Annotated in this window: 15 protein-coding genes; 8 read left to right on the forward strand and 7 right to left on the reverse strand. The window is 70.8% G+C overall.

Translation table 11 applies throughout. The features are described 5' to 3' along the window. Positions 1-16: 16 nt before the first annotated feature. Positions 17-1054, reverse strand: a complete 1038-nt coding sequence (locus OOK07_RS40125) for a PHP domain-containing protein (RefSeq protein WP_266801519.1) — start codon at positions 1052-1054, stop codon at positions 17-19. Positions 1055-1162: 108 nt separating this feature from the next. Here OOK07_RS40125 and OOK07_RS40130 point away from each other — a divergent pair, with 108 nt between their 5' ends. After that, on the forward strand, positions 1163-1399 hold the full coding sequence (locus tag OOK07_RS40130) for a hypothetical protein (RefSeq protein WP_266801520.1): 237 nt from the start codon (positions 1163-1165) through the stop codon (positions 1397-1399). 12 nt (positions 1400-1411) lie between these two features. On the opposite strand, the gene OOK07_RS40135 is transcribed toward OOK07_RS40130, so the two are convergent. Both OOK07_RS40135 and OOK07_RS40140 read right to left on the reverse strand, forming a co-directional pair. After that, positions 1412-2641, reverse strand: a complete 1230-nt coding sequence (locus OOK07_RS40135; RefSeq protein WP_266801521.1) for an RICIN domain-containing protein — start codon at positions 2639-2641, stop codon at positions 1412-1414. A 133-nt stretch (positions 2642-2774) separates the two neighbouring features. After that, on the reverse strand, positions 2775-3461 hold the full coding sequence (locus OOK07_RS40140) for a VanZ family protein (protein WP_406313120.1): 687 nt from the start codon (positions 3459-3461) through the stop codon (positions 2775-2777). Positions 3462-3706: 245 nt separating this feature from the next. Here OOK07_RS40140 and OOK07_RS40145 point away from each other — a divergent pair, with 245 nt between their 5' ends. From OOK07_RS40145 to OOK07_RS40155, 3 genes are read left to right on the forward strand one after another with little or no spacing between them, the layout of a single operon-like run. Beyond that, on the forward strand, positions 3707-3889 hold the full coding sequence (locus OOK07_RS40145; protein ID WP_266801522.1) for a hypothetical protein: 183 nt from the start codon (positions 3707-3709) through the stop codon (positions 3887-3889). Beyond that, complete coding sequence (locus tag OOK07_RS40150) at positions 3886-4338, forward strand: MrpF/PhaF family protein (protein WP_266801523.1); 453 nt, start codon at positions 3886-3888, stop codon at positions 4336-4338. The genes OOK07_RS40145 and OOK07_RS40150 overlap by 4 nt, the downstream gene beginning before the upstream one ends. Continuing rightward, positions 4331-4645 carry a Na(+)/H(+) antiporter subunit B gene (locus tag OOK07_RS40155; protein ID WP_266801524.1) on the forward strand — a complete coding sequence of 105 codons (315 nt, stop codon included), beginning with the start codon at positions 4331-4333 and terminating at the stop codon, positions 4643-4645. The genes OOK07_RS40150 and OOK07_RS40155 overlap by 8 nt, the downstream gene beginning before the upstream one ends. On the opposite strand, the gene OOK07_RS40160 is transcribed toward OOK07_RS40155, so the two are convergent. Next, complete coding sequence (locus tag OOK07_RS40160) at positions 4578-5804, reverse strand: IS110 family RNA-guided transposase (RefSeq protein ID WP_266801861.1); 1227 nt, start codon at positions 5802-5804, stop codon at positions 4578-4580. The two genes, OOK07_RS40155 and OOK07_RS40160, sit on opposite strands and share 68 nt — an antisense overlap. A 273-nt stretch (positions 5805-6077) precedes the next feature. Between OOK07_RS40160 and OOK07_RS40165 the strand changes: the two genes are divergently transcribed. The 3 genes from OOK07_RS40165 to OOK07_RS40175 are packed head-to-tail and all read left to right on the forward strand — an operon-like array spanning position 6078 to position 8934. After that, positions 6078-6818: an MnhB domain-containing protein gene (locus tag OOK07_RS40165; protein ID WP_266801525.1), complete on the forward strand. Its 741-nt coding sequence runs from the start codon at positions 6078-6080 to the stop codon at positions 6816-6818. A gap of 8 nt (positions 6819-6826) precedes the next feature. Continuing rightward, a complete protein-coding gene (locus tag OOK07_RS40170) occupies positions 6827-7174 on the forward strand; it encodes a sodium:proton antiporter (protein ID WP_266802275.1) in 348 nt (115 codons plus the stop codon). Next, positions 7174-8934 carry a complex I subunit 5 family protein gene (locus OOK07_RS40175; protein WP_266801526.1) on the forward strand — a complete coding sequence of 587 codons (1761 nt, stop codon included), beginning with the start codon at positions 7174-7176 and terminating at the stop codon, positions 8932-8934. The genes OOK07_RS40170 and OOK07_RS40175 overlap by 1 nt, the downstream gene beginning before the upstream one ends. On the opposite strand, the gene OOK07_RS40180 is transcribed toward OOK07_RS40175, so the two are convergent. Continuing rightward, complete coding sequence (locus OOK07_RS40180; protein WP_266801527.1) at positions 8935-9597, reverse strand: DUF4230 domain-containing protein; 663 nt, start codon at positions 9595-9597, stop codon at positions 8935-8937. 575 nt (positions 9598-10172) lie between these two features. Here OOK07_RS40180 and OOK07_RS40185 point away from each other — a divergent pair. Beyond that, positions 10173-11126, forward strand: a complete 954-nt coding sequence (locus OOK07_RS40185; RefSeq protein ID WP_266801528.1) for a ribose-phosphate diphosphokinase — start codon at positions 10173-10175, stop codon at positions 11124-11126. Between the two features lie 34 nt (positions 11127-11160). Here OOK07_RS40185 and OOK07_RS40190 read toward each other — a convergent pair whose 3' ends face one another. Together OOK07_RS40190 and OOK07_RS40195 are read right to left on the reverse strand one after the other, a co-directional pair. After that, positions 11161-11541 carry an anti-sigma factor antagonist gene (locus OOK07_RS40190; RefSeq protein ID WP_266802277.1) on the reverse strand — a complete coding sequence of 127 codons (381 nt, stop codon included), beginning with the start codon at positions 11539-11541 and terminating at the stop codon, positions 11161-11163. 242 nt (positions 11542-11783) lie between these two features. Next, complete coding sequence (locus OOK07_RS40195; protein WP_266801529.1) at positions 11784-12221, reverse strand: MarR family winged helix-turn-helix transcriptional regulator; 438 nt, start codon at positions 12219-12221, stop codon at positions 11784-11786. Positions 12222-12275: the final 54 nt, after the last annotated feature.

The following is a 12275-nucleotide window of genomic DNA, read 5'->3' on the forward strand; positions in this document are numbered from 1 at the left end:
CCGCACGAGTACCACGTCAGGGACGCGCCACTCCCGCCGGTGTACGCCGCTGTCGGGTCCAGGCCAGCAGGTCGTCCAGGGCCCAGGTGTTCACCACCCGTTCGGCGGGTACCCCGCACTCCTCCGCCCGGGCGCAGCCGAGGATCTGCCAGTCCAGCTGTCCGGGCGCGTGCGCGTCGGTGTCGACCGAGAACAGGACTCCCGCGTCCACTGCCCGGCGCAGCAGCCGCAGCGGCGGGTCGAGCCGCTCCGGGCGGCTGTTGATCTCCAGGGCCGTGCCGGTCTCGGCGCACGCGGCGAACACCGCGTCCGCGTCGAACTCCGACTCGGGCCGCCCCCGCCCGGTCACCAGCCGCCCGGTGCAGTGCCCGAGGACGTCCGAGTGCGGATCGCGTACGGCGGCCACCATGCGGCGGCTCATCGAGCGGGCGTCCATGCGCAGCTTGGAGTGCACGGACACCACCACGACGTCGAGCCGCTCCAGCAGCTCCGGCTCCTGGTCGAGGGAACCGTCGTCGAGGATGTCGCACTCGATGCCGGTGAGCAGCCGGAACGGCGCCCAGGCCGCGTTCAGCTCCGTCACCACGTCGAGCTGCTCGCGCAGCCGCTCGGGCGAGAGGCCGCGTGCGACGGCCAGCCGCGGTGAGTGGTCGGTCAGAGCCGCCCATTCGTGTCCGAGTGCCGCCGCGGCCCGGCCCATCTCCTCGATCGGACTGCCCCCGTCGGACCAGTCGGAGTGCAGATGGCAGTCCCCCCGCAACAGCGCCCGCAGGCCTTCACCGCCCCCGGTGTGCGGTGCCGCGGCCTCGCCCTCCAGCTTCTGCAGATAGCCCGGCACCTGCCCGGCCAGCGCCTCCCGCACCACCTGCGCCGTCTTCGGGCCGATGCCCTTGAGCGACTCCAGCGACCCGTCGGCCGCCCGCTCGCGCACCTCGTCCCCGGGCAGCGTCTTCAGGACGCGCGCCGCCGTGCGGAACGCGCGGACACGGTACGTCGGCGCCAGCGACCGCTCCAGGAGGAAGGCGATCCGGTCCAGTACGTCGAGGGGATCCATGGTGACCTCCACCTCCAGGGTTCACCAGCCGCGCGCGGGCCGCACGGTGTGCCGATCGATCGGCCGGTGACGAGTCGTGGGCCCGGAATGCGTCCTACGCTCTATTCCATGACCGAAATCGAGAGCCCGCGTGTCTCCCGTCCGCGGATCATGGTTCTCGGGGTGCACCCGGGCACACCGCCGTTCCGGATCGTGGAGATCGACGGAGAGGTGGTCGGCGAGGCCAAGTCCGTCACCGACGTCCTTGTGGCCGCCGCCGCGTTCGGCATCACGGTCCACGACCTCGACGATCCCGATGTGGTGCGCTGGGTGGGCGGAGACAAGTTCACCTGGAGACCGCGCTGAGAGGGGCGCGGCTCAGCCGAGCGTCCACTTCTGGTTGGCGCCGCCCGTGCAGGTCCACAGCTGCAGCCGAGTGCCGTTGGCCGCGCTGTTCCCGGTCGCGTCGAGGCACTTGTCGGCCTGCGGATTGACGATGTCGTGGGCCCCGGTGACCGTCCATTTCTGGTTCGGGCCACCCGTGCAGTCCCACAGCTGCGCGGTCGCCCCGTCCGCCGTGCCGTTGCCGGTGACGTCCAGGCACTTGCCGAGCGCGCGGAGTGTGCCGTCCGAGCCGGCGGTCCACTGCTGGGCCGCGCTGCCGTTGCAGTCGTAGAGCTGTACCGGTGTGCCGTTGGCCGGGTTCGCCCCGGCGACGTCGACGCACTTGCCGCCCGGGCCCCTGATCGCCGCGCCCGTGGCCGTGTCGCCGGTCGTCACCGAGACCGAGTCCACCACCAGCTGCTGCGGGAAGGCGGTGGAGCCGTCCGGGTCGCCGGGCCAGTAGCCGCCCACCGCCAGGTTCAGGATCAGGAAGAACGGCTTGTCGAAGACCCAGGTCCGCCCGCCCAGGTCGGCCGGTGTGCGCCGCTGGTAGACGTTGCCGTCCACCAGCCAGGTGATCGAGTCGGGCGCCCAGTCGACGGCGAAGGTGTGGAAGGCGTCGGCGAACGCCTGGCCGTTCGGCAGCGAGTACGCCGCGCCGATGCCGCCCGAGCCCGAGTAGCCGGGCCCGTGGATCGTGCCGTGCACGGTGGACGGCTCGAAGCCGACGTTCTCCATCACGTCGATCTCGCCGGAGTCCGGCCAGTTGACGGGTGTGCCCAGCATCCAGAACGCGGGCCACATGCCCTGCCCGCGCGGGATCTTCATCCGCGCCTCGACGTGCCCGTACTGGGCGTTGAACTTCCCCGAGGTGTTCAGGCGCGCCGAGGTGTACTGACAGGTGCCGTACCAGCACTGGTAGTTGGCCGGATTCTCGCGCCGGGCGGTGATCACCAGGTGGCCCTGGCCGTCCAGGGCCGCGTTCTTGTTGCCCGAGGTGTAGTACTGCCGCTCGTGGTTGTTGACGTTGTCGCCGGTCTCGGTCTGCCACTTCGAGGAGTCGACCGCGGCACCCGAGGGGCCGTCGAAACTGTCGGCGAACGTCACCGAGGCGGCAACTGGCGCCGGTGGACCGGCGTGCGCCGCACCGGTCGCGGCGGTCGCGACCAGTACGGCGGACAGGGTGGCGAGCAGACATCTGCGCAGCAGGCGTGGAGAGGCCACGGCACTTCCTTCCGTACGGCCGGCGCACGGGTGCGTCGGCCGGGGTGGGGGGTGAAGGCGTCGCCTCTTGATTTAAGGAGTGAGATAAGGACTCGTCAATACTTTGGTACGGACCAGAAGTCGAAGGGGTCGGCTACGCGCCCTTCGTCCGTTTGGCCGCCCCCCGCGGCAGCCGCTCCCGGGCGTGCACCGCCCGTCCCATCCGCCGGCCCAGCAGGACGTAACCGATCAGCGCACCGGTCGTGTTGAGGATGACGTCGTCGATGTCGAAGGCACGCCCGGTGATCAGGGCGCCCTGCGCGAACTCCACCAGCAGCATCACCACCGCGGTCAGTGTGAGCACCCGCAGCAGCCCGCGGGCCCGCGGTGCGAGCACCGGGACGAGGACACCGAAGGGCACCCCCAGCAGGATGTTGCCGCCGATCTGCTTCACCGCGTCCCGCAGCGCCGGCTGATCCAGATAGGCCTTGAGCGAGCGCCCCGGATGCAGGTTCGTGTGCGTCAGTGAGACCGACGCGGGGGACGGCTCCAGGGTGAGCCGGGCCAGTACCACGGCGAACGCCACCATGACCCCGAAGGCGCACAGCATCGCCAGCAGACGCAGTGGCAGGGGCAGGGCATGCCGTCCGAGGGGGGTCTGCCGCGTCCCGCGCCACGACGTCGACGACTTCGCCGGCTTTCCCGACTGCGTGCTGCGGGCCTTGCGCGGTTTGGATGTCGCCGTCTTGTCCGCCTTACCTGCCTTCTCCTTACCTGCCTTCTCCGCCTTGGCGGTACGCGGGCGCAGCAACGAGCGTGGGGTCAGGGCTGCACGGGACACATGGTCCTCCAGTCTTCAACTTCGTTGCGTTGTGAGGCGGTTACCCGCTCCGCGGCGGAGGATGCAGTCCGCTTTCGGCCCAGGTCCGGACACCGTGCGGTTTTTCTTCCTGCGGTAGGGGCACTCCGGGCTCAGACCCGCGCGCGCCGCCACCCGCGGCGCTCGCCGCGATGTTTGGATGCCCCGCAAGGACGTAACGGACATCTCGTGATGACGGTGCGTGAGCCGAGCCGAAGAGGTGACGCATGACTCCGCGTACGACGCTCGTCGCCGCGGCCGAGCTGCTCGCCTGGTGGGTCGCGCTCGCCGTGCTGTGGCTGTTCCTCATCAGCACGGTCGACACGCTCGAACGCGCGGTCGGCGCGGGCGCCGCCTGCGTGGGCGCGGTGGTGGCCCGGGCCGCCCGACGGGCGGTGACCGGGGCGTGAACGGCTGGACACTCGCCGCGACCGTCGGCCTCGGCGGCGGCCTGGGAACGGCCCTGTGGGGTGTGGCGACCGGGCCGCTGCGGCGCCGGGTCGTGGCCCAGAACCTGTCCACCGCCCTCGCCTCCTCGGGCATGCTGCTCCTCGCGCAGGGCTATCACCGCCCCTCCTACGTCGACCTCGGCCTCGTCCTCGCCCTGCTCGGCCCCGTCGGCACACTCGTCTTCGCCCGGCTGCTCGCCGACGAACTGGCCGAGGACCCGCCGCGCGCCTGGGGACCGACCTGGACGGTCGCCGGCCTCGGAGCGGTGACGGTGACCGCGCTGTGCGTGGCCACGGGCCCCAGCCGCGCCATGGCCAAGCTGCTGGTGATCGGCGCCTTGCTGATCAGCGGAAACCTCGTCGCCTCGCGCGCCCTGTCCGGCGGAGTCAGGGGGGTTCGCCGTGGCTGACGCGGTGATCGTCGTCGCGCTGCTGCTGGTCGCCTCCTGCGCGACCGTGGCCGTAGCGACCCGCGACCCCACCCGCCAGGCCCTCGTCCTGGCCGTCCTGGGCGTCGTCCTCGCCGTGCTGTTCACCGTGCTCCAGGCACCCGACGTGGGCCTGTCCCAGCTGGCCGTCGGCTCCGCGCTGACGCCGCTGCTGCTGATGCTCACCGTCCGCAAGGTCAGACACCCCATGTCGTTTGGTGTCAAGCGGCAGGGGTGTGGGCGTGGTGCGACCAGGCGGTCGCTTCGTCGTAGAGGGTTCGGGTCTTGAGGCATCCGTGGAGGATGCCGACGAGGCGGTTGCCGAGCTGCCGCAGGGCCGGGTTGTAACCGGCCTCGCGGGCGCGTTGTTTGTCGTAGTAGTGGCGGGCGCCGGGCGAGGCGCGCAGGGCGGAGAACGCCTGGGTCTGCAACGCATCGGCGAGCCGGTTGTTGCGGACGTATCGGGCCTGGACGGTATGGCTCTTGCCGGAGGCCCGGGTGATGGGGCTGGTGCCGGCGTAGTTCTTGCGGGCTTTGGCGGACGCGTAGCGGGTGGGGTCGTCCCCGAACTCGGCGAGCACCCGGGCGCCGGTGATCTCCGCGATGCCGGGCATCGAGAGGTAGATCTCAGCGTCTGGGTGCTTGAGAAAATGGGCCCTCACCTGCCCTTCCAGGTCGGCTATCTGCTCGTTCAGGGCGATCAGCAGCTTCGCGTGAGCGGTGACGGTGGCCGCGTAGGCGGTCGTGACCGGCTCGGGCAGGCCCAGCTGCCGTTCGCGCAGCGCGGCCTGGATCGTGGCCGCTTTCGCGTCCCGGTTGCGCCGGCGGGCACGGGCCAGAACGGCGGTGATCTGGGCACGGGTCAACTTCGCCCCGGCCGCCGGGGTAGGGGCCTTGATCAGCAGTTCCAGGGCGTCCGTGCTGGTCAGTGTGAGGTCCGCGTAGGCGGCCAGGGCGGCGGGGAAGTACTCGCGCAGCGTGCTGCGCAGCCGCTGGAACGTGCGAACGCGTTCCCAGATCAAGGTCTGGTGGGCGCGGGCGACGACCTTGACGGCCTGCGCCTGCTCGCTGTCCCCGGCCACCGGCCGCAGCTGGGCCCGGTCGATGCGGACCATGTCCGCCAGCGCGTGCGCGTCGCCCCTGTCGCTCTTGGCGCCGGAGGAGGCATAGCGTTCCTTGAACCGGGCGACCTGCCGCGGGTTGATGGCATAGACCTGGTAGCCGGAGGCGATCAGGGCCTGCACCCAGGAGCCGCGGTCGGTCTCGATCCCCACCACCACGTCGGCGGCATCCAGGCCCTCGCCGCCGTGCTTGGCCAGGAGCTCGTGCAGCTTCGCGATTCCCTCCACGCCCTCGGGCAGCCTCGCCGCGGCGAGTTTTCGGCCTGCCTCGTCCTGGACCTCGACGTCGTGGTGGTCTTCGGCCCAGTCATCGCCGATCAGCAGCAACTCGTCCTCCTGGTCAGGTGCTTTGCTCCATGCAGCCTGCGGAAGGCACGGCACGCGGCCTAATGGATCCAGTGCTCACGCCCCACTGCCCGGCGGGCACGCCACCCCATCAACGGTCTGGCCTCCCGGCCGACCAGCAGGGGCACGGTCTGACCTCAGAAGTCGAATGCTTCCGGCGTCGGTAGTGCTCACCTGCTGGCGGCTACGGACCCGAGCATTCCCCGGCTCCGTAGCTCCCATTAGGCGGCGGGGCCGGACCAAGGGACGCGAGCGGTGAGCCGGCGCACCCGGCTGTACGTCCTGCTGACCGGTGCCGCAGGTCTCGCCGTCCTGCTCGTCGCCGCCTGCCTGAAGCTGCCGTCCTTCGGGGGCGACCGGCACCCGTACGGCGACCGCGCCGTCCGCGCCTCCCTCGCCCGGCACACCGCCAACACCATCTCCTCCGTCAACTTCGACCAGCGCGCCTTCGACACCCTCGGCGAGATGTCCATCCTGTTCGCCGCCGTCCTCGGCTGCGTGGCGCTGCTGCGCCAGACCCGCGACGAACACCGCGCCCGGCCCGAACCCGCCGCAGTCGCCCTGCCCGTACGCCGCTACGCCCTCGTCGTCCTGCCCGTCGCCCTGCTCACCGGCCTGTACGTCGTCGCGCACGGGCAGCTCAGTCCCGGCGGCGGCTTCCAGGGCGGCGTCGTCGCCGCGACCGCCCTGCACCTGCTCTATCTGGGCGCCGACTACCGCGCCCTGGAACGCGTCCGGCCGGTCGGCGCGTACGAGATCGGCGACGCCGTCGCCACCTCCGCCTACCTCGTCACCGGCCTCGCAAGCCTGATCGGAGGCTCCGCCTTCCTCGCCAACACCCTGCTGCCGTACGGCACGTTCGACACGCTGTCCTCCGGCGGCACCGTCCCCCTGCTGAACGCGGCCATCGGCATGGAGGTCGCCTGCGCGGTCGTCGTGCTGCTTGCCGGCTTCCTGGACCAGGCCGTCGAGATCGAGGAGGAGAGCGGGAAGTGAACTCCCTGATGGATGTGCTGCCCTACCTGGTGGCGGTGTGGGTCTTCCTGGCCGGCTGCTACGGCCTGGCCACCAGCCGCAACCTGGTCCATGCCGTCGGCTGTCTGTCGGTCTGCCAGGCCGGCACCTATGTCCTGCTGCTGGCCGTCGGATACCGCGACGGCGCCACCGCACCCGTGTTCTCCGACATCAAGCCCGGTTCGCGGCCGGTCGTCGACCCGGTCGTGCAGGCGCTGACCCTCACCGACGTCGTTGTCGGCGCCACCGTCACCGCCCTGCTGCTCGCGCTCGTCGTGCAGATCTCCAAGCGGCACGGGACCGTCGACCCGGACGAACTCTCCGAGCTGCGCGGCTGATGAACGACCTGCTGCCGCTCCTCGTCGCCGTCCCGCTCCTCGGGGCCGCCCTGCTGGTCATCGCCAGCCGCCGCATGCCCAGAGTGGTCGCCGAGTCCGTGGCCTGCACCGTCTCGTGCGGCACCGCGGGACTCGCGATCGTGCTGCTGATCAACTCCTCCCCGCCCATGACCGAGTGGGTCGGCGGCTGGACGCCCGTCAACGGCGAAAGCGTCGGCATCGTCCTCGCCGGCGACGGACCCGGGCTCGGCATGGCCGCGCTCGCCTCGTTGCTGACCTTGGCGGCACTGGCGTACTCCTGGCGCTACTTCGACGAACCACCCCGCGGCCACGCGGGCTCCTTTCCGGCGCTGATGCTGCTCTTCCAGGGCGGTATGTGCGGATTCGCAATCGCGGGCGACCTCTTCGACGCGTTCGTGTTCTTCGAGCTGATGAGCGTCGTCGCGTACGCCCTGACCGGCACCCGCGTGGAGGAGGCCAGGGCCGTGCAGGGCGCGCTGACCTTCGCGGTCGTCACCTCGCTGGGCGCCTACGCGATGCTGATGGGCATCGGGCTGCTGTACGCCCGCACCGGCGAGCTGGCCATGACGCAGATCGGCCGCGGGCTCGACGCCCACGGCGGGCCCGACGCCCTGACCCTCGCGGCGTTCGTCCTCGTCCTGACCGGCCTGCTGGTCAAGTCCGCCGCCGTGCCCTTCCACTTCTGGCTCCCGGACGCGCACGCCGTCGCGCCCACCCCCGTGTGCATGCTGCTCTCCGGCGTCATGGTCGAGATGGGCGCGTACGGCGTGTGGCGCGTGTACGGGACGGTGTTCTCCGGGCCGGGCGGGGTGCCCACACGCGACCTGGAGCGGGCACTCGTGGTGCTCGGCGCGCTGACAGCCGTGATCGGCGCGGTCATGTGCTGGTACCAGCGGCACATCAAACGGCTGCTCGCGTACTCCACGGTCGCCCACACCGGGCTGTTCCTCATCGGCATCGGCGTCCTGACCCCCGAGGCCGACGACGGGATCGCGCTGTACATCCTCGGCCACGCCGGTGTGAAGGCCGCCCTGTTCGCCTGCACCGGCATCCTCCTCGACCGCTACGGCAGCGTCGACGAGCACGCCCTGCACGGACGGGCCCGGAAGCTGCGCTCCGTCGCCGTGATGTACCTCGTCGGCGCGCTCGGCCTCGCGGGCCTGCCGCCCTTCGGCACGGCCCTCGGCAAGTCGGTCACGGAGGAGGCCGTCGGAGGACCGCTCACGGTGCTGTACGTCGCGGCGAGCGCGGTGACCGGTGCGGCGGTGCTGCGGGTCGCGGCACGGGTGTTCCTCGGCCTCGGCCCAAGGCCCCGGGACGAGGGCGGGTACGAGACGACCGGCTCCGGCGAGCAGCCCGAGACCGGACAGCGGCTCAGCCGCGTCCCGGACACCATGACCGCGGTGCCCGCGGTGCTGCTCGCCGGAGCGCTGGCCGTGGGGGTGGCCCCCGGCTTCGCCGACGTCGTGGCGCACGCGGTGAACGAGGCCGGGTCCGGTGGCGTGATCACCTCCGTGCACTGGACCCGCGCGGGCGTGCTGCTCGGTCTGCTCTCGACCGTGCTCGCCGTGGGCCTCGCGGCCCTCGCCGTCACCCGCCCGAAGCTGCTCGCCGCCCCGGACTGGGCGCTGCCGCTGCGGCGCCTGCAGTCCGGGCACGTCGGGGACTACGTGGCATGGGTGCTGGTGGGCGCCGCGCTGCTCGGAGCACTGGCCCTGCCGGGGGTCGCAGGCATCTGATCAGCCGGCGTAGCTGACATGCACCTCCTTGAAGCCGAGCGAACGCAGCAGACCGTCGAGCATGCCCGTGGTGTTGGTCTCCGCCCGCTTGGTCAGCTCGCTGTCCTTGGCCGCGTCGCCGATGTGCCTGACCGCGAGCTTCTGCACGGCCTGTTCGCCGTTGGGGTTGTCCGAGAACAGGTCACCGAGGCGGTCCAGGAGACCGCGCTGCTTGGAGACGGCGTAGGAGCGGTCGGGGTCCAGGGCCGGCTTGCCGAGCGCCGCGTGCGGCAGCCGGAGCGTGGCGGACGTACGGTCGCCGTTGACCGTCACGTCGTCCTTGCCGACCTTGCCCAGGTCGACGTAGGCGTCGACGGTGCCCGCACCGATGTACAGCGTGCGGGAGCCGCGGATCGCGTCGGGCAGGAACTTGGTGTCCTTTTCCAGGTCGACGACGACCTGGAAGTTGCCGGAGGCGGCGTCGTAACGGCTCATGTCCTGGATGGACTGGAGCAGTGCGGGTCCCGAGCGGTCGTGCGTCTGAGTGCCGAACAGGTCCTTGAGGCCCGGGAGCACACTGAGCCGGATCCCGGCGAAGAACACCACGAGCACCAGCACGACGGCGCTCACCGCCTTCGCCCAGCCGGGCATGCGCCCGGACATGCGCCTGATGGGAGTCGTCATGGCGACGGCCCTCCTTCCTACTGTTGCGAATGCCCCCCAAAGCCCTTGGCAGACCGCCCCGTTGGCCGATGGGCGCTCCTGACGGAAGCAGCGCGGGCGCACAAGTGCCCTGGCAGGCAAGGTTTGCCCGTAAATGAGCGGCGTCGGGTGTGTGCTCTGGGGCCCGGCCGGAGGCTGGGGGAGTGCCGGGTGCGGGTACTGGACGTACTTGGGTCTGTGCCCGGTGCGGCTAGTGGGGGAACCTCCCACGCCCTTGAGGAAGTGGGGGAGCGTGCCGGGCGTCGCGACGGAGCGCACGCTGCTGCACTCGGGACTGGCGTGGAGAACTCTCCGTCGTCCGTACAGGTGTCGCCGCCGCCGGTCGCCGCCGAACCGGTCGATCGCTCCGTGGCAAAAGAGCAGCCGCTCGGTGCGGCTGGTCCTACCGGCGTCCGAGGAGTAGGAGCACGGGGTCTCCTGAGGTGAGGGAACTCGTACGCCGGCCTGGTGGCGCACGGCCGACGGCGCACCGCAGCCGATTTCTTCCGGTCAGTAGCATGAACCCGTCCCCGGAATGATCATGCGAGGAGCGGATTGTGCGAGACATCTCCGTGTTCAGCGGCAGTGCCCACCCCGACCTGGCGGCTGAAGTCTGTGCGCACCTCGGCGTGCCGCTCAGTCCGACCCGGGTCAGCCGCTTCGCCAACGACTGCCTGGAGGTGCAGCTCCAGGCCAACTGCCGTGAGCGGGACGTCTTCCTCATCCAGCCGCTGGTCAAACCGGTGCAGGAGCATCTCGTCGAGCTGCTGCTGATGTGCGACGCGGCCCGCGGCGCCTCGGCGGCACGGATCGCCGTCGTGATGCCGCACTACTCCTACGCCCGCTCCGACAAGAAGGACGCGCCCAGGATCTCCCTCGGCGGCCGGCTCGTCGCCGACCTGATGGTCGCCGCGGGCGCGAGCCGCGTCCTCACCATGACGCTGCACTCGCCGCAGGTGCACGGCTTCTTCTCGGTACCGGTCGACCACCTGCACGCCCTGCGTGAGCTGGCCGCCCACTTTCGGCAGTACGACCTGACCCGCACCACCGTCGTCTCGCCGGACCTCGGCAACGCCAAGGAGGCGGCCGCCTTCGCCCGGATGCTCGGCGCCCAGGTCGCCGCCGGCGCCAAGCAGCGGTACGCCGACGACCAGGTCTCCATCAGCACCGTGATCGGCGACGTCGCGGGCCGGGATGTCATCGTGCTGGACGACGAGATCGCCAAGGGCAGCACCGTCCTCGAACTCCTGGAGCGCCTGAGGGAGTTGGGGCCGCGGTCGATCCGGGTGGCCTGCACGCACGGTCTGTTCGCGGCCGGGGCTCTGAAGCGGATCGGCGAACAGCCCGACGTGCTGGAGATCGTGTGCACCAACACCGTGCCGGTGCCGGAGGAGGAGCGCACCGAGAAACTGCGGATCCTGTCCATCGCCCCGGCCCTCGCGGAGGCCGTACGCCGTATTCACAACGGCGAGTCGGTCAGCGCCCTGTTCGACGAGCCGCGAAGCGAATAGACATGAGGACGGGTTGCAGTGGCGAGTGCGGCCGTCATAACGACCCGGAGGTGGCCTCCGGCTGGCCCAGGGCCGCGTCCAGGGACGGATGCGCGGGCAGCAGGCGGGCCAGCCCGGTGACCCGCATGATGCGCAGCGTGAGCGGGTGGGTGCACACGAGCCGCAGCTCTCCGTCCTGGTCGAGCATGCGGGCCCGCGCCCGGTGGAGCAGCCGTAGCCCGGAGCAGTCGAAGAAGTCGACCCGCGTCAGGTCGATCACCAGGCGGGCGTCGGGATGCGCCGTCACGCGGTCCAGATAGGGAGCGACCTCCAGGGCCGCGGCGATGTCGATCTCGCCGCGGAGTTCGAGCACCGTGTGGCCCCGGTCCTGGTGGACACGGAGATGCCGGGTGAACGGCGCAGGTTCCTGGTGCACCACGACATCGCCTCCAACCTGCTCCGTCCGCTGCGGGGTTGCAGGTCACCGGGGGCCGGGGTGACAGCGTGCAGCGAGCGTACGAGTGCAGACGAGCCCCCAGGTCCCCAGTGAGCGCAAATCCGTTCTCCGCCCTGCAAGTTACCCTCGTTGGAGTGAATTTGAGCATGTTCGATTGACATATGTCTTCGAATTGCGACACAGCCGCTGGGCGGGGCCGCGCACTGAAGGGAGTTCCGAGGCTACGACAGGGCGTGCCAAGCCTTGGAAAGTGCCTGGCGGAACTGCTCGGCCTGGTGTGCGGTGAGCTCCCGGACCATGCGCTCCTCCAGCTCCCGAACCGGCGCCGCGTGCTGCGCGAGCAGCTCCCGGCCGGCATCGGTCAGCAGGATCAGCAGCTCCCGCCGATTGCGCGGATTGCGCTCCCGGCGCACCAGCCCGTGGTTCTCCAGGGATCGTACGAGGTCCGCGATGGACTGGGCGGTGACGAACGAGTCGCGGGCCAGCTGTGCGGCCGACAGTCCGTCGTGCCGCTCCAGGACGGTGAGCGCGGTGTACTGCAGCGCGGTGATCCCGGACGGCCTGACCAGCTCGTCCAGGTGTGAGCGCACCACGAGCTCCACCTGCTTGACCATGTAGAGCAGGGACGGAGATGTCTTCGTAGCCTGGGAGCGCAGCATGAGTTCAGCCTAGAGCATTGACAGGAAACCTGTCTGTAATGAAACTGCGAACCA

This window comes from Streptomyces sp. NBC_00078 (genome assembly GCF_026343335.1).
Classification (GTDB): Bacteria; Actinomycetota; Actinomycetes; order Streptomycetales; family Streptomycetaceae; genus Streptomyces.

Coding starts and splice junctions, on each gene's coding strand:
- OOK07_RS40170 (WP_266802275.1), top strand. CDS start 6,827: ATGGATGTGCTGCCCTACCTGGTGGCGGTGTGGGTCTTCCTGGCCGGC.
- OOK07_RS40195 (WP_266801529.1), bottom strand. CDS start 12,221: ATGCTGCGCTCCCAGGCTACGAAGACATCTCCGTCCCTGCTCTACATG.
- OOK07_RS40130 (WP_266801520.1), top strand. CDS start 1,163: ATGACCGAAATCGAGAGCCCGCGTGTCTCCCGTCCGCGGATCATGGTT.
- OOK07_RS40125 (WP_266801519.1), bottom strand. CDS start 1,054: ATGGATCCCCTCGACGTACTGGACCGGATCGCCTTCCTCCTGGAGCGG.
- OOK07_RS40175 (WP_266801526.1), top strand. CDS start 7,174: ATGAACGACCTGCTGCCGCTCCTCGTCGCCGTCCCGCTCCTCGGGGCC.
- OOK07_RS40145 (WP_266801522.1), top strand. CDS start 3,707: ATGACTCCGCGTACGACGCTCGTCGCCGCGGCCGAGCTGCTCGCCTGG.
- OOK07_RS40180 (WP_266801527.1), bottom strand. CDS start 9,597: ATGACGACTCCCATCAGGCGCATGTCCGGGCGCATGCCCGGCTGGGCG.